The sequence below is a fragment of the Cobetia sp. BL01 genome (assembly GCF_056493605.1).
Genome location: NZ_JBVBEE010000012.1, coordinates 1 through 14,972, shown reverse-complemented (window position 1 = coordinate 14,972; position 14,972 = coordinate 1). Strand labels below are relative to the sequence as shown.

The window sequence follows — 14,972 nt, the reverse complement described above, 5'->3', positions numbered from 1 at the left end:
GAGCGCCCATGAACAAGCTTTCCACTCTTCTTCCCGAGACCCCTCGTCTCCTGTTGTGCCTGGCACTTTTCAGTGCCGGCACAAGTCATCTCGTCATTGCGGCCGAGATGGACAATGCTCCCCTTGCCGTGGGAAAGCCGGCCTTGGCCGGCAGTGATCTCCCCGCCGCCGGGCTCATCAATGTGGATACGGCCTACAGCAGCGGCAGTTCCCGTTCGCGCACTCTGGTGCAGTGGACACACGCGCGATTGGCCTTCGGCAAGGACATCGAACGCATTGCCGTCGGCAAGCAGAGCATCATCGAGGTCGAGGTGATCGGCGGCCGTGAAGTCCTGATGCTGGGCAAGGAAGTCGGTCGTACCACGGTGATGGTGTGGTACGCCGATGGCAGCAACGAATCCTTTCTGTTCAGTGTGAGCCCGGATCTGAGTGTCCTGGGCAGTGCGCTGCGCGAGATTCACCCCTCCATCTCCATTCATTCCGCCCCGGACAGGCCTGTACTGGTGATGCGCGGCAAGGTGCCCACGGCAGACTATCGCCAGGCCGCCCAGCAGGCCGCGATGGATTACCTGCTCTCCGGTCAGCGTGGCGCCGCCCAGCCCGCAGCCGCCATGGGGCTGCCGGCAGGAGCTCAGACGATGGGCATGAGCACCAGCATGGCAAGCCCGGTCATCAACCTCATCAAGGTGACCCAGAAGCCCAAGCCGATTGCCGACAAGCTCAAGGAGGCCAGCGCGTCGCTGGGGGGAGAGGAGGTCACGGTCAGGCGGCTGCAATTCGGTGAGATGCCCAATGACCTCTTCGACACCTTCCTGCTGGAAGGGGAGGTGCGTGATCAGGTGGCGTTGACGCGGATTCTGAACGTCGCGGCGCGCGTCGTCGGGGGCAGTCCGCTGGCCGGTGGTGATGCGGGGATCGATGTGCTGGCGGATGAGTCCGGGGCGCTGATGGGGGACAACGCTCGCGCCGGGGGCTACGGAGGCTCGATCACCTCCAGCAGTGGTGTCGGTGGTGGCGTCCGGACCTGAGCATCATGACCAACGGCTACAACGCCAGTGGTCCGCTGGCGCTGGGCGAGACCGGCGCCGCCGGTGCCTCGGGGCTCGAGAATGCCCTGCAGATTCTGGATGGCACCCTGATCAATAACCTGCAGATCGGCGGCAGTGACATCGCCTTTGACCTGCTGTTCAGCCTGATGGAGAACGAAGGCATCTCGCGCACGCTGTCGCGTCCGACCTTGACGGTACTGGCCGGCGAGAGCTCGGTCTTCCAGGTCGGCGGCGAGATTCCGGTTCCCTCCGCCTTCGCGCCTTCCGGCGTGGGCCAGGATGACACCCTGGGCGCCAACACCAACGGGGTGTTCAGCGGGACTGACTTCAAGTCGTTCGGGGTCCAGCTCAGCGTGCGTGCTCTGGTCGACGAGAATGATCGCATCACGCTGGATGTGCTGCCTACCATCTCGACGCCGGACACCCTGCTGACTCAGCAGATTGCCGACAGCACCGGCTCCGAACTCAACAGCACCGCCTTCAACGTGCGCAGCCTGCGCACCACCACGCGCCTGCGCGACGGGCAGCCGCTGATTCTGGGCGGACTCGTCTCGCGTGACATGAGTGCCTAGGAAGACCGCGTGCCCGGCGCCAGTGATGTCCCGCTGCTCGGCTGGATGACACGCTCCTTCAATCGTTCCGATGTCGACAAGGAGCTGGTCATCATCGTGACCCCCACCTTGATACGGAGCCGATCAATGAAGTCGCCCAGTGGAGTTTCCCGGATGGTGCCAGCCGTCTTGCCGACATGCCGCTGAGTCGTCTGCCATCTTCGCGTTGAGGAGTCCGTCATGAACATTCGTGAATCCGTGTGTCGTCTTGGGGTACTGGGCGTGATGGTGGGGTGGTTGGCTGGCTGTGGCTCCATCGACAGCATGCGGGAGTCTCGCCCGGATGCCGGAGATCGCCTCGAGTACCTCAATGAGCGCTATCAGCAGTTGATGGTGCAGGGCGGAACCTGTCTGGAGCTTGAGGATGTGGCGAGCCCGATGGTGGATTGTCAGCGCCTGCTGCGGGAAGCGGAGCGGTTGCATGTCGAGTACCCGCGCAATCCCGCAGTCCTGTACTTCAATGCCTTGCTAAGTCATGCGGCGGGGCGTGGAGACAAGGCCCAGTTCTTCCTCGATCAGATGAGCATCGGGCCCTCGCACTCGCCGGAGACCTTCGTGCTGCGCAGTCAGTTGGCGCTGGAAGAGGGCAACACGACCCTGGCGCGCAACGTGCTTGAACGTGGCATGTTGCTGCACCCGAATTATGCCGGTCTCTATGAAGGGCTGGCGGCGGTGGGCTATGTCGAGGGGCGTTATGACGATGCCGAGCAGCAGTTGACGCTGGCCTCGCGTCTCGGGGCGCCGGCCTGGCGGGTGGAGTATCACCGTGGCTTGATCAATGAGGCGCAGGGGCATCTGGCGAACGCCTGCCGTCAGTTCGATGCCAGTCTGGCCAGCAGGCAGGACCATCAACCGGCACGTGCCCATCTGCTGCGCCTGGCGACGGCAGGGCACTGTCGGGGCGATGCCCTGAAGGCAGCGGCTGGTGGGATGAGAATTTCCTCATGAACGGCGCACTGTCACGCATGCGACGTGGTCGAGCGTCCTCACAGGATGCTGAACGCCTCGCGGTGAGCGTAGAGGAGGAGGTCTCAGTTGCTGAAACACGTGTCTTGATCGCGCCCGAGATCATGGATCGTCTCAAGCGCGTACTGGTCACGCGTCTGGCCGATGAGCAGGGACAGGCCGTGTGTTATCGTCGTCTTGGGACGCGCCAGGGTGAGCTGGAGGGTGATCACCAGACTGCCTTGGAAGGGGTGAAGCAGCGTCTGGCCTCCTCGCTCACCGTGCTCTGCGAGGAGTACCAGATCCAGCTCGATGGGCCCAGTCGCGAGCGACTGCTGGCCAGTCTGACCAATGATCTCTGTGGTTTCGGTCCGCTCACCGAGTTGATGAGTGATGAGAGCGTCAGTGACATCCTCGTCAATGGCGCTGATGAGATCTGGGTGGATCGAGGCGGGCGACTGGAGGCCACCTCACTCAGTTTCGATGACGAGGCGCATCTGCAGCGCTTCGTCGCGCGCCTGATCGCGCCGCTCGGCAAGCACCTGGATGCCTCAAACCCCATCGTGGATGCACGTCTGGCCGATGGCAGTCGTCTGCATGCGGTCTGCGCACCCCTGACCCCCGATGGCATCCTCGTCTCGATTCGCCGGTTCCGCCGGCACCATCTCACCGGGGCGAGGCTCGTGGACAGCGGATTTTTGAGTCCGGGCCTGCTGGCGTTGCTGGAAGCGGCCGTGGTCGCTCGGCTCAACATCGTCATCAGCGGCGGTGCCGGAGCCGGCAAGACCTCCTTGCTCAATCATCTGGCCGGTTACATCAATGCGCGCGAGCGGCTGGTGAGCGTGGAGGAGTGCGCCGAGCTGGATCTGCAGCATCCGCATGTCGTCAGGCTGGAAAGCTATCCCGTCGCCGGAGACACGCCGCGCCCACAGGGGCTGGGGGAGCTTCTGCGCGCGGCATTGAGGATGCGCGCGGACCGTATCATCGTCGACGAGGCACGTGGTGGTGAAGTCTTCGAGATGCTGCAGGCCATGACGGTGGGGCATGACGGCAGCCTGACCACCCTGCATGCCAATGGCGCGCTGGATGTGCCGGTGCGCATGCTGGCACTGGCCTTGATGAGCAGTGCTCACCCGGACCGTCAGGTGATCGAGGAGATGGTGCGTCTGAGCGGGGCGCTGATCGTGCATCTCGAGCGCGATGCCGATGGCCACCGTCAGCTTGCCAGCCTGGCCTGGCTGGGTGAGGCGCGTCCTCGTGAGCTGTTGCAGCGTCGTGCAGGCATGCCGGCCGGTGAGGCATGTGATGAAGACGCCTATCAGGCCGATCCGGAGGTGCTGGATGCCTTCCTCGCGCATCTGGCATCGCGCGGGGCCTCCCTGGCAAGCGGTGTCAGGGATGGCTGGTGCCAGGGCCCGTCACCGCAGGGGAACTGACATGCTGATCCTGCTGCTGGTCTGCATCGCGCTGTCTGCCCTGTGGTTGATCATCAGCATGATCAGGGCGCAGCGTTTCATGGGCGCGGATACCACGCTCGGGCTGATGCACCGCCGAGAGATGCCGCGTCTCGAGCGCCTGCTGGCGTTGCTGGACATCAGCATGCGGCCGGTGCTGTTCGTGGCGGGCGTGTGGGGAAGCAGCGTGATGATCTTCGTGATCTTCCTCGGCTGGTTCCCCGGCAATCTGTTGCTTGCCTCACTGGCATTGATGACGAGCCTGTTGCTGGTCGGCTTCCTGCTGCATGAATTCGCCAGTCGGCGCATCTTCCGCTTCGAGGGGGATCTGATCCAGTCGCTGGACATGCTGGAAGCGAGCCTGAAGTTGGGAGACAACCTGCGCAACGGGCTGCGCCTGGCGGGGGCATCGTCCCTCAAGGCCTCACGCCGCGAACTGATGCAGCTTGTCTATCGGCTGGACATGGGTCTGTCACTGAACGAGGCCTGCGAGCGGATGCTGCGCCTCTACCCCTGCGAGAGCGTCAGACTGTTCACGGCGGCGATGATCAGCGCCGAGCGGCGTGGCATGAGCTTCGCAAGCCTGCTGTCCTCTCTGCTGCCCACGCTGCATGAGCGTTACCAGATGCGCCGTCAGCTGCGTACCGAACTGTCCGGCGCGCGCTACCCCCTGCTGGTGATCGCCTTGCTTCCCTACGCCATCGTGCCCTTCATTCTCTGGAAGGAGCCGGACTGGCTGAGATTGCTGCTGGAGCACCCGCTGGGCAGCGTGCTGTTGCTGGGCGCCGTGTGCTGCCAGATTCTGGGCTTTGCCTGGCTGCGTCACATGATGAGGAAGCAGCCATGAATGTCCTTGCCTCGCTGCCGTCATGGTCGCTCCCCGATGCCTATCTGCCGGACATCATCATCCTGTGTGTGCTGGGAGCGCTGCTGGCGCTGTATCTGGCCCTGCAGAGCACCTTCAAGGTTCGTCTGGAGCAGAGCGGCATCGCGCAGGTGCTGCAGGAGCTGTTGCGCAATCCCGACGACATCCGACAAGGCCGCTCACTCACGCCACGTCGGCGCATGCGTCAGGCCGGGCTGGAGTCGCGTCGCGTGATCTGGTGGTGGGTATTCCAGCTGATGTTGCCCGTTCTGCTGGGCTTGCTGGTCCTGCGCGTGACGGGTGCGGGGCTTGGTGGCCTGGCGGGCCTGCTGATGGGAATCCTCCTGCCGCATCTGTGGCTGGGGCAGCGTCGGCGTGAACGCCAGACACGCATCGCCGCGGCGCTGGGCCATCTGCTGGCCGTCTCGCTGGCGTATCAGCGCCATGGCCTGTCGCTGGCCGCATCGTTGCGGGAGGCTGCTCGTCAGGCACTGCCGCCTGCCCATCCGCTGGCCTTCGAGCTCGAGCTGTTCAGTGCAGAACTGGAAGGCGGGTTGTCGCTCAAGGAAGCCGCCTCGCGAATTTCCAGGCGCACTGGCAGCCGCGAATTGCACCAGTTCGCCATGTTGTTGGTGGCGGGCAACCGGATGGGCAACCCCTTGCACAATGTGCTGGAAGCCTTTGCCGCCCAGCTGGCGCGCCAACAGAGCGAGCGCCAGCGCAAGGCGATGCAGCAGCGCAGCGTCAAGGCGCTGTTTCCGATGTTGCTCGTCGGCGGCCCCTTGTTCTTCGTGCTGGTGATCTTTCCGGCCAGTCTGCGCGTTCAGGAGGTTCTGATCCTGATGAGAGAGCTGTGGTAATGCGGCGAGGCCGACAGCCTCGCAAGCACAATCATCTCGGGGGAAAGCATATGGCGGCAGATAAGAGGTCGGTCACTCACGCATGCCGTTCGCCTGGCAGACAGGGCGGTTTCATCATCACCATCGAGCTGATCCTGATCACCTCGATCCTGATCATCGGCTCGCTGGTCGGGCTGGCGGCGATACGGGATGCCCTCTTCAAGCATTATATGACCCAGCAGTCACGCGAGCTGGTGGTCGAGGATGCCAACGGGCGCGCGCTGGGTGAGGTCTTCGATGTCGATGAACATGACGCCCCCCGCATTCTGTATTTCGATCGCAGCCAGCCTCCCGTGGTCAGTCGCGCCTTGATCGGGATACGGGATGACCGCTTCTCCAGTCGTGAGCTACTCTATTACGCCACTGCCAACTGCAGTGGTGACCCTTGTATCAAGTCCGCCAGTGATGAAGCGACCGACAGCCGTGATATCGCCGGTGACGTGAATGCCGGCAGTGTCAGCTATCTGCATGCGCTGCAGAGCGGACCTGTCTATGCCATCGGACCTGGCGAACCTGCTGCCTTGCCGGGATTTCTCTATCGCGGAACACCCCAGCAATGTCCTTTCAGCGGCAGGGACGTGCAGTCGCGCTGGATATCGCAGAAGGTGATCGCGGGGACGCCTTGCGAGACGTTCACGCTGGAAGAGCAACAGAATCCGCCGGCGGATACCAGCTGTCTTTTGAGCACCGGGGTGCTCGACCTGTGCACGCCACCCCCCGGGACCGTCGCGCAGGATGACATTCTCAACAACTACCTCGGCCCGGTGGATGCGTTGGTGGATGCGACCCTGGGCACGGTGAATGCATTGCCCACCTGTAGTCTGCTGGGAGTCTGTGTTCCAGAAGTGGAGGTGGGGACCTTGTACTGTCCCGTAGGCACGCAGCTTCAGGAAGACGGTGACCTGGTGACCGCACTGGTACGTTCGCTGTTCGATCAATTGCGAGCTACCACTGACCTGGGACTGATCGAGCCCTTGCTGCAGCAGGTGACGAACCTGCTCCCCGGCACGCTTGAATGCTCCGCGGAAGGGGGCTTCCAACTGGCGGAAAGCGTGCCCTCTGCCGAGAATCCCTCCGACAATGCGCTCGAAGGACTGGCAGCGCCCTTCCAGTTGCGATCACCAGGCAGCGCAGGCAATGTCTGGTTCAGAACCTCGCCGGATGGAGAAGGGCGCTAGCGGCATCAGTTATCGGCGTGTCTTTTATTTCGTGTCTTTCACTGCGCGTCTTTCACTGAGCGTTCTTGACACCTCGGCTGATCACCGGCGCGCAGCGCTCGGGGTTGATGCTGACCACGCGCAGGCGATGCCCATCAGGCAACACACAGTCCAGGACCTGCCAAGCACAGCCCGGGGCGCTGCTGCCGTGGCTTTCCATCAAGTGTGCGCCGTGGGCCTGCAGCAGGTACCTGACGTGAGGGAAGTCATCGCGATCCACCTCCAGGGTCAATTTGCGGCTATCCGGTTGCTCTGCGCTCAACTGCAACAACAGGACACTGGTCTGCCCATCGGGTGCGTGATGCAGCTCGAGCGTCGCGCTGGTCGCGTTGCGCAGCAATGTGGGCAGGGCGAGAGTTTCCTGGAAGAAGCGGCAGGCGGCTTCCAGATCGCGCACCTCCAGAATGGCTGGGTGCAGGGACAGGCGTTGAATCATGGGGGACCTCATGACAAGAGGGAGGGAATGAGCCTAGTGTCGTAGCAGTCCGTGGGCGGCGCACTTTGAATCTGATGATGGTCATGATGGCTTGTCGCTATCGCAGCGTGCACCGAGCGTGGCGTGGCAACTTGTCGCATTTGTCGCATCTCACGACTGAACCGTTAGCATCCGTGCAACTGACAGAGTCAGGACCCATCGTCCAGACGCACCGCATCGTGCGGTGACGCTTATTGCCATGCTTCCGGGGCTTTCATGTCGCTGCGCAAACTGGCCCTCATGGGGCTCAGTGCTCTCGCTATCATGTTGATCGTGCTGGTGATGGGGTTCAATGCCTCCCATCAACCGCGCGAGGCCTGGCCGACGACGCTGGAACTGTCTTCAACGCGCGGCACCTTGACTCCCGGCACGCTGGCCGGTGATGAATCCGGGCATCTGAGCCTGTTGATCCCCGGCTTCACCCATTGCCCGGATATCTGCCCGCTGTCTCTGGCGCGTCTGCAGATGGTCTGGCAGCGCCTGGACCTTCAGGATCAACACAGGTTGCACCCGCTGTTCCTGACCCTGGACCCCGCCCGCGACACCCTGCCTGTCCTCACTCGCTATCTTTCCGCCTTCCACCTGCCGGTGACAGGCCTTCGCACGGCCCCGGACGATGAGCAGAGTCTCAAGACCCTGACACAGCGATTGGGCCTCCAGTTTCATGTGCGTGAGCACGGTCCAGCCGTTCATCCTGCTGACGACTACATGATCGACCACAGCGTGGCGATTCTCGTCCTCGATGATCAGGGCCGACTGCGCGATACCTTGCCGCTCAGTCAGACGCCGGCCCAGCTGGCCGATCGCATCGAACAGCTGCTCGACTCGGTGCACGACTCGATAGATCAGGGCACAGGGCATGATGTGCCAGCGGAGTCGGCCTCATGATGTCGGCTCCATGCTCGCGCCAGACTCGAGATGAGTCCGTCTCCTTCCACCGTGCACTGTCACGCCTGACGGCGGCCAATGGCCACGCGGTCTTCGTGATGTTGCTGGCGCTGGCCGCGATGCTGGTGATGCCACTGGCGGCGCCACGTGTGGTGATGGTGAATGATCACGCTGTCTTCGAGAGTCCCGGCGCCGGTCACTGGGTCAGCGGGGACAGCGACTGGATCACTCGCGCGGCACGCGAGAGTGGCTCCCAGGCGCAGATCACCCACAGTTCTGCCGCCTCGGATTGCCCATTGGCCAGCATGGCCGCCTTCACGCTGGCATTGATCGCCGCCGTGCTGGTACTCATGCTGGCAGTCCTCGGGCGAGACGCCACGCCTCGCCCATTGCCGGTTTCCCGACGGGAGATCGATGTCCATCTACGTCCTCCCGGGCGGGCACCTCCTTTCTCATCAGTGTTTGCGTGAACGCTTCCGGGGCCGTCGTGACGGCTCCAGACCATGTTCGGTGACCCCGCGTTGACCGACGGACCCTGGATCCGTCGCACGTGGGGCGCCTGCTGATGGGTAATTTGTGCAATGAAGACCGCAACAGACACTGGAACCGCCAGCCGCGCCGGGCGGGGGTTCAGCGATATCTACCGGGCAGTATGGCGCTGGCATTTCTATGCCGGCCTGTTGGTGCTGCCGTTTCTGGTACTGCTTTCCGTGACGGGAGGCCTGTACCTGTTCCGTGATGGCATCGATCAATTCGTCCATTCCGACCTGATGAAGGTCAACACGCCCGTCACGCAGAGTGCTCAGAATCCGGCAGTGACAAGCCTGCCGTTGAGCGAGCAGGTGGATCAGGCGCTCGCGAGTCTTCCGGGCACGCCGGTGCGCGTCGTGCCATCTCCCGCCCGTGACCTGACCACGGAAGTCGATATCGTGGCGGCCGATGGCAGTGGCAAGCAGGCCGTCTACGTCAATCCTTACAGCGGGGAAGTCCAGGGGCAGATGGCCTACCGAGACAGCATCATGTGGACGGTACGTCGTCTGCATAGCCTCGCGATCACGGGGCCGATCGGTAACTCGGCGCTGGAGATCGCTGCCGGGTGGTCGATCCTGCTCGTGTTCAGCGGGCTATATCTGTGGTGGCCGCGGGGCCAGAAAGGGGGTGTGGTCACGCTGCGGGCCACGCCGGCCCGCCGGCTGTGGTGGCGGGACCTGCACGCCGTGTGTGGCATCATCGCGGCCGGCTTCATCGTGTTTCTCGCCGTGACCGGCATGCCGTGGTCGATGGTCTGGGGGGCCAAGGTCAACGAGTTGGCCAATGGGCATAACTATGGGTACCCCGATGGCGTGCGCGTGAACACGCCGATGTCGGATGCCCGCCTGGTGGATCAGGAATTGACCAGCTGGTCGCTTGAACAAGCCGTTATCCCGTTATCTTCCTTGCCGGGTGACACCGCTGATCCCATTGTCGACGAGGGTGAGCACGCCGGTCACGGCGGCTCTGGCGCAAGTTCCGCGCCGGTGAAAGCGGCTGTGCCACTGAGCGCTGCCGCGATTGCCCACGCCGATATCGGTCTCGACGAGGCAGAACGCATCTTCGCTCGCGAGGGCCTGGCGCCGGGCTATGCCATCAATCTGCCGAGCACCGCTCAGGGCGTCTATACCGGCTCCGTGTATCCGGATGCGCTGGAGCGCCAGCAGGTCGTGCATGTGGATCGCTACTCCGGCGATGTGCTGCTCGACATGCATTACGCCGACTATGGGCCATTGGGACGGGCGCTGGAGTGGGGCATCAATGTGCATCTGGGGCAGCAGTACGGCCTGATCAATCAGCTGATTCTGCTGATGGCGTGTCTCGCGATGGTGATGATGAGCGTCGGGGCAGGCGTGATGTGGTGGAAGCGTCGTCCGGTGGGCGGCATCGGTATCCCGCCGCTGCCCAGGGAGCGCAAGCGTATCGCCGGTGTCTGGGGCTTGATGATGATCATCGGGGTGATCTTCCCGCTGGTCGGCCTCTCGCTGATCGTGATGGGCCTGCTCGATTGGCTGTGGATTCGTGTCAGTGCCTCTCGTCACCACGATGCGGCGGAGGCCAGCGCATGAAGCCGTCATCCGTCTTCCCATCACTTCCGTCAACTGTCTTTTCATCACTTCCGTCTTCTCCGCTCGCGCAGGTAATGAGCGGTCTGCCCAGTCGTAGGCGTCTGCCAGTGACGGTCGCGGCGGTATTGGCGAGCAGTGCCTCATTTGGCGTCCACGCCGAGAAGAGCTCCGTCTTGCAACTGCTTCTGGTGCATGTCGAGGCCGAGGCACCCATGGCCAGCCCCATCGTCGAGTCAAGCCAGGGGCATGCCAAGGGCAATCTGGATATCGGTGAGCAGTTGCGTGAGGTCAACGGCGTCAGTGGCTCTCGTCTGGGCAGTCATGGTGTCTCGGCCATCTTTCGGGCGCAGGGCGGTGAACGCCTGATTCAGGAGGTCGATGGGGCGCCGCTCTATCCGGCCTGCCCCGGCGGCATGGACACCACGCTGGGCTATGCGACCACCGGCAGTCAGTCGGATCTCACCCTCTACAAGGGCGCGCAGAGCGTCAGTCGTGGTCCCAGCTTTGCCGCAGGCACCGTCGAGGTGACGCGTCACACGCCATCACGCACCAACGATGACGGCGTGCATGGCACCTTGGGGGCCGGCTGGCGCAGCAATGACGATGCCACCAGCGAGACGCTGTCGCTGACCGCCAAGCAGGGCGATGTCTGGGCTGCGCTGGACGTCGAGCATTCCGAGCGCAACAACTACGAGGATGGCAATGGCGATACCCAGTCTGGTGCCTATCGTAGCGACAATGGCAGTGTCCGTGTCGGCGCCTTCGCCACCGAGGATGTCGCCATCGAAGCGGGGGTCGCTGTCGTCAGGATCGACGATGCGCTCTATCCCACCATGGATGCGCCACGCAGTGACATGGACCGCCAGTACCTCAAGTTGACCATCGACAACGTCGGGCCTTTCTCGCATACCGAATCGCAGATCAACCATGCTCGCGTCGTGCACGACATGGACAACGTCACCCTGCGTGGCGTTGACGATTCCAGATCGAGCATGGACATGAGCTCGGGCATGGACATGGATATGAGCGACATGGCCATGTTCTCCAGCGCGACCACCGAGACCTGGTATGCCAGCACCCAGGGCGATATCCCGCTGACCGTCGCCGGGCGTGACGCGACACTGACATTGGGCGCTGACGCCGAGCGTCTGGAAAGCAACGCCGACTCCCGGATGGGCATGTCACTGGACAGCCTCTCGGACAGTCAGACCTGGCCGGATGTCGTGCGAACGCGCGGTGGGGTGTTCGCGGAACTGGATACCACGCTGGATCAGGACAATCGTCTGGTGACCGGTGCACGCTACGATGTCTCCCTCAGCGATGCGCGAGATGCCGATGAGGTGGTGGGCAGCAATGCCTCGGCCATCTCCGCCTGGCGGGATCAGTACGGAGAGGATGTCGAGGCCAGTCAGCGGGATGGGGAGCTCAGTGCGCTGGCGCGCCTGGAGCATCGTGTCAATGATGAGGTGAAAGGCTACGCGGCGCTCAGTCGCAGCGTGCGCTTCCCTACCGCCACCGAGCGTTATTACAACCGCCAGTCCGAGACTGACGGTTGGCTGGGCAATCCCGAGCTTGAGCCCGAGATCCATCAGCAGCTCGAACTGGGCGTGGCAGTCAGGCAGGGCGCGTGGCGTTATTCGGCGGACACCTACTACAACCGGGTGCATGACTGGATCGAGTTGCGCGAAGGGGACTCGCTGACCACCTATGACAATGTCGAAGCCGAGATTTATGGTCTCGAGCTCGAGGCCAACTGGCAGCAGCATGGCTGGCGGCATTCGGCAGGCGTCGCCGCCACCCACGGCACCAACCTGAGCGATGGCACGCCGTTGTCCCAGGTGGCACCGTTCAATGGCTATCTGGCGACACGCTATGACGCCGATGCCTGGTGGGCCGGTGCACGTCTCGATACGGCAGCACGCCAATCACGCATCTCCGACAGCGAACAGAAGACGGCAGGTTTCGGCATCGTCGGGCTGGAAGGGGGCTATCGTGTCACTGACGCCATCGAGCTGAGCGCCGGCATCTCTAACCTGTTCGACAAGGCCTACGCCTACCATGTCAATCGCTTCTACGATGATCCGCTGCAAGGCGACGTGCGCGTCAATGAGCCCGGGCGGATCTTCTGGACGCATGCCCGCTGGAGTTTCTGAGGTCCGCGTCACTGCAACAGGGAGCGCTGGACGCTGGTCGTTATCCGCTAGAGCGCGAGAAGCCCGTCATCGGCCGTCAAACATGACCGATGGCGGGCTTCTTGTTCAAGGCAAGTTACAGCTTGATGGCTCTCAGCGCTGGAGGGTTCTCCTCCGAGCCTTCAGGCGCGGCCGATGTGCTCGCGCAGGTGCTCACGATAGGCCCGCGTGTAAGCCTCCAGATCGGGATTCTTGATCACATCAGTGGCCAGATAGGTCGGAAGTGCCGACATACCCAGGAATTCCATCGCCTTGTGCACGGGATAGTAGACGGCATCGATGCCTTTGCCTTCGAAGAAGTTGCCCGCTTCATCAAAGGCTTCGAGGGGCGCATTCCAAGTCAGTGACAGCATATAGCTGCGGCCCTGCATCAAGCCACCCGTGCCGTAGCCCTGGGTCGGGTTGGTGCGGTGACGGCCATCGCTGGCATACAAGGCACCATGGCCTTCTGTCAGGACATCATCGAGATACTGCTTCACGGTCCACGGCAGGCCCATCCACCAACCCGGGGTCTGGTAGATGATCAGATCCGCCCACAGCTGTTTCTCCACCTCCGCCTTGGCGTCAAAGCCTTCCACGATGACGGTTTCGCGCACCTCATGGCCCAGCTCGGCCAGCTCACCGCGTGCCAGCTCATGCAGGGTCGCATTGAGCTCGCCATTGGAATGGGCAAAAGCCTTGCCGCCGTTGATCAATAGAATCTTCATGCAATGAACTCCAGAACTGTTGGCTTTTCAGCAATGGAGCACAGCATGAGCGTTTGCAAGTCATTGATAAAGCGGCGCTGATGTAAAACACCTTTGCTGTAGGTGCAACAATCCGGATGCAGCGTCTCTTCATGCCATGAGAATCGACGACTCGTGGATCGCTCAGTTCTCCTGATCCACAACTGAGGGCTCGCGATCTTGGTATCGACATTACTTGCCTTGCGATGGGGTATTTGACTCAGCCGACTGTCTCGATGAGGTATCGATTGTGGCTAGTCAAGATCAGGCGCTGAAGTATTAGGTTGTGTTGAACAGGATATGCTTATGTGCCAATAGCTTCTCGGCCATGACTCTCTCGCTGGGATCAATATTATCCCTACTAACTATGGAGTCCGTAGGTTGGTGCCAATGGTTAATATGAAGTACGCGGGAATCCTCCTGCGCGAAAAAACATGTCAGGCTTTGATTATTTAATGAGTTTATATATTTATTAATGGTAAGATTTATACGAAACGGGAGCGTTATAGTTGAATGACGGTTGAGGGAAAAATATTGAAGGGATGGTGTGGCGAGGAGATCAAGTGGACTGAGATCGGTTGTCAAGACAGCTAAAGCTCTCAATCGAATTTCAAAGCAAATAGAGAAAGACCGTCAACGACGACAACGAGAGCTGGATCGTCAAGAGCAGGCTGCCAATCGGGTGAGGGAGCGCTATCGCCGACAGATAGAGCAAGAGGAACGTAGAGCTGAACTGGAGCAAGCACGGATAGCTCGTAAAGAAGAGCGCGCACGCCAGCAGCATGAACGCGAACTTGCACGCGCTGAGCGAGATAAATTACGCCAAGCGAAAGAAAGTCAGAAGTTTATCGAAAAAGCAGCCCGTGAAGAGTTACGGAACCAAAAGCAATTCTGGAAAGATGAAGCTATTACGGGTAAAGAGGCGTTAGCCAACCGAGAACAAGAACGTGCATCTGCTAAGCAGGATGCCATCGCGAAATTTTTGAGGTGAATTATGGGCGATAACATCGGGATGATAATTGCTTTTCTTGTTTTCTACGGGGTCCCCATAGGCTCCATTCTTGTATATTCACGTGAAAAGCGTAAAAGGCTTGTGAAAGAGTTGAAGAAAAAAGAACTTGCCATTCGTGTTGAGTATCATGAGAAGGCTATCGACCTGGACGCCAAGCGCGCTGATCTTGACCGCAAAGCCGAAGATTTTGGCACTTTGGAAGATGCGATAGCAGGATTGGATAGGCGGCGTGAATCCTTGGAGCTTGAGTTGACTAGTGCGATCAGTCAGCTCGAGGAGACACAAACAGCATTCCATAAAATAGATCGTGAGACGTTAGATTTGCAGCGACTCAAAAAAGACGCTGACGCTATTGCTGCTCAAAAAGAACGCGATCTCCAAGAGGTTGAGAGCCTTAAACCCACCTTATTCACGAGTGCCCTGATCGGGCGGCTTGAAGTGGCTGGCCGTTGGGTTCTCGCACCAGGGGCGCTATCTACGCCGTAACGGCCCGCTGAATCATGCCCAAATGCTGCTCTTCTGTCGTATCTATATAACGTTA

The 14,972-nt window shown here is 61.4% G+C and carries 14 protein-coding genes and 1 pseudogene; 13 read left to right on the top strand and 2 right to left on the bottom strand.

Going from position 1 to position 14,972, the window contains the following annotated elements; genetic code table 11:
- Nucleotides 1-8: 8 nt before the first annotated feature.
- The 7 genes and pseudogenes from ACZYGA_RS15855 (at nt 9) to ACZYGA_RS15825 (ending at nt 7,001) form a co-directional block, all read left to right on the top strand.
- Entirely contained in the window at nt 9-1,028 is a 1,020-nt protein-coding gene (locus ACZYGA_RS15855) for a pilus assembly protein N-terminal domain-containing protein (RefSeq protein WP_479399559.1), read from the top strand.
- A gap of 5 nt (nt 1,029-1,033) precedes the next feature.
- Nucleotides 1,034-1,807 (top strand): annotated as a pseudogene (locus ACZYGA_RS15850) (type II and III secretion system protein family protein).
- Between the two features lie 33 nt (nt 1,808-1,840).
- Nucleotides 1,841-2,608, top strand: a complete 768-nt coding sequence (locus ACZYGA_RS15845) for a tetratricopeptide repeat protein (protein WP_479399558.1) — start codon at nt 1,841-1,843, stop codon at nt 2,606-2,608.
- Nucleotides 2,609-2,730: 122 nt separating this feature from the next.
- The gene (locus ACZYGA_RS15840) at nt 2,731-4,041 is read left to right on the top strand and encodes a CpaF family protein (RefSeq protein WP_479399556.1); all 1,311 of its coding nucleotides are present in this window, start codon (nt 2,731-2,733) and stop codon (nt 4,039-4,041) included.
- A gap of 1 nt (nt 4,042) precedes the next feature.
- Entirely contained in the window at nt 4,043-4,906 is an 864-nt protein-coding gene (locus ACZYGA_RS15835) for a type II secretion system F family protein (protein ID WP_479399554.1), read from the top strand.
- Nucleotides 4,903-5,784 (top strand): type II secretion system F family protein, encoded by an 882-nt coding sequence (locus ACZYGA_RS15830; RefSeq protein WP_479399552.1) that lies wholly within the window; start codon nt 4,903-4,905, stop codon nt 5,782-5,784. The genes ACZYGA_RS15835 and ACZYGA_RS15830 overlap by 4 nt, the downstream gene beginning before the upstream one ends.
- 50 nt (nt 5,785-5,834) lie before the next feature.
- Nucleotides 5,835-7,001, top strand: a complete 1,167-nt coding sequence (locus ACZYGA_RS15825) for a hypothetical protein (protein ID WP_479399551.1) — start codon at nt 5,835-5,837, stop codon at nt 6,999-7,001.
- A 52-nt stretch (nt 7,002-7,053) separates the two neighbouring features.
- Here ACZYGA_RS15825 and ACZYGA_RS15820 read toward each other — a convergent pair whose 3' ends face one another.
- Nucleotides 7,054-7,476, bottom strand: a complete 423-nt coding sequence (locus ACZYGA_RS15820; RefSeq protein WP_077371280.1) for a VOC family protein — start codon at nt 7,474-7,476, stop codon at nt 7,054-7,056.
- Nucleotides 7,477-7,731: 255 nt separating this feature from the next.
- Here ACZYGA_RS15820 and ACZYGA_RS15815 point away from each other — a divergent pair, with 255 nt between their 5' ends.
- The 4 genes from ACZYGA_RS15815 to ACZYGA_RS15800 all read left to right on the top strand — a co-directional run bounded on the left by ACZYGA_RS15815 (nt 7,732) and on the right by ACZYGA_RS15800 (nt 12,655).
- Nucleotides 7,732-8,403 carry an SCO family protein gene (locus ACZYGA_RS15815; RefSeq protein WP_479399549.1) on the top strand — a complete coding sequence of 224 codons (672 nt, stop codon included), beginning with the start codon at nt 7,732-7,734 and terminating at the stop codon, nt 8,401-8,403.
- Nucleotides 8,400-8,873, top strand: a complete 474-nt coding sequence (locus ACZYGA_RS15810) for a hypothetical protein (RefSeq protein WP_479399548.1) — start codon at nt 8,400-8,402, stop codon at nt 8,871-8,873. The genes ACZYGA_RS15815 and ACZYGA_RS15810 overlap by 4 nt, the downstream gene beginning before the upstream one ends.
- A gap of 111 nt (nt 8,874-8,984) precedes the next feature.
- Nucleotides 8,985-10,502, top strand: a complete 1,518-nt coding sequence (locus tag ACZYGA_RS15805) for a PepSY-associated TM helix domain-containing protein (protein ID WP_479399547.1) — start codon at nt 8,985-8,987, stop codon at nt 10,500-10,502.
- A 173-nt stretch (nt 10,503-10,675) separates the two neighbouring features.
- The gene (locus tag ACZYGA_RS15800; protein ID WP_479399545.1) at nt 10,676-12,655 is read left to right on the top strand and encodes a TonB-dependent receptor domain-containing protein; all 1,980 of its coding nucleotides are present in this window, start codon (nt 10,676-10,678) and stop codon (nt 12,653-12,655) included.
- A gap of 161 nt (nt 12,656-12,816) precedes the next feature.
- Here ACZYGA_RS15800 and ACZYGA_RS15795 read toward each other — a convergent pair whose 3' ends face one another.
- The gene (locus ACZYGA_RS15795; RefSeq protein ID WP_176503883.1) at nt 12,817-13,401 is read right to left on the bottom strand and encodes an NAD(P)H-dependent oxidoreductase; all 585 of its coding nucleotides are present in this window, start codon (nt 13,399-13,401) and stop codon (nt 12,817-12,819) included.
- A 700-nt stretch (nt 13,402-14,101) separates the two neighbouring features.
- On the opposite strand from ACZYGA_RS15795, the gene ACZYGA_RS15790 reads away from it, so the two are divergent.
- Nucleotides 14,102-14,410 (top strand): hypothetical protein, encoded by a 309-nt coding sequence (locus tag ACZYGA_RS15790; RefSeq protein ID WP_479399543.1) that lies wholly within the window; start codon nt 14,102-14,104, stop codon nt 14,408-14,410.
- A 3-nt stretch (nt 14,411-14,413) separates the two neighbouring features.
- Nucleotides 14,414-14,917 carry a hypothetical protein gene (locus tag ACZYGA_RS15785; RefSeq protein WP_479399542.1) on the top strand — a complete coding sequence of 168 codons (504 nt, stop codon included), beginning with the start codon at nt 14,414-14,416 and terminating at the stop codon, nt 14,915-14,917.
- The last annotated feature ends 55 nt before the right edge of the window (nt 14,918-14,972 follow it).

What these genes read in the sequence shown, in the direction of transcription:
- ACZYGA_RS15825 (WP_479399551.1), top strand. Translation starts at nt 5,835, where the DNA reads ATGGCGGCAGATAAGAGGTCGGTCACTCACGCATGCCGTTCGCCTGGC.
- ACZYGA_RS15810 (WP_479399548.1), top strand. Translation starts at nt 8,400, where the DNA reads ATGATGTCGGCTCCATGCTCGCGCCAGACTCGAGATGAGTCCGTCTCC.
- ACZYGA_RS15835 (WP_479399554.1), top strand. Translation starts at nt 4,043, where the DNA reads ATGCTGATCCTGCTGCTGGTCTGCATCGCGCTGTCTGCCCTGTGGTTG.
- ACZYGA_RS15820 (WP_077371280.1), bottom strand. Translation starts at nt 7,476, where the DNA reads ATGATTCAACGCCTGTCCCTGCACCCAGCCATTCTGGAGGTGCGCGAT.
- ACZYGA_RS15815 (WP_479399549.1), top strand. Translation starts at nt 7,732, where the DNA reads ATGTCGCTGCGCAAACTGGCCCTCATGGGGCTCAGTGCTCTCGCTATC.
- ACZYGA_RS15845 (WP_479399558.1), top strand. Translation starts at nt 1,841, where the DNA reads ATGAACATTCGTGAATCCGTGTGTCGTCTTGGGGTACTGGGCGTGATG.
- ACZYGA_RS15830 (WP_479399552.1), top strand. Translation starts at nt 4,903, where the DNA reads ATGAATGTCCTTGCCTCGCTGCCGTCATGGTCGCTCCCCGATGCCTAT.
- ACZYGA_RS15785 (WP_479399542.1), top strand. Translation starts at nt 14,414, where the DNA reads ATGGGCGATAACATCGGGATGATAATTGCTTTTCTTGTTTTCTACGGG.
- ACZYGA_RS15840 (WP_479399556.1), top strand. Translation starts at nt 2,731, where the DNA reads ATGGATCGTCTCAAGCGCGTACTGGTCACGCGTCTGGCCGATGAGCAG.
- ACZYGA_RS15855 (WP_479399559.1), top strand. Translation starts at nt 9, where the DNA reads ATGAACAAGCTTTCCACTCTTCTTCCCGAGACCCCTCGTCTCCTGTTG.
- ACZYGA_RS15805 (WP_479399547.1), top strand. Translation starts at nt 8,985, where the DNA reads ATGAAGACCGCAACAGACACTGGAACCGCCAGCCGCGCCGGGCGGGGG.
- ACZYGA_RS15795 (WP_176503883.1), bottom strand. Translation starts at nt 13,401, where the DNA reads ATGAAGATTCTATTGATCAACGGCGGCAAGGCTTTTGCCCATTCCAAT.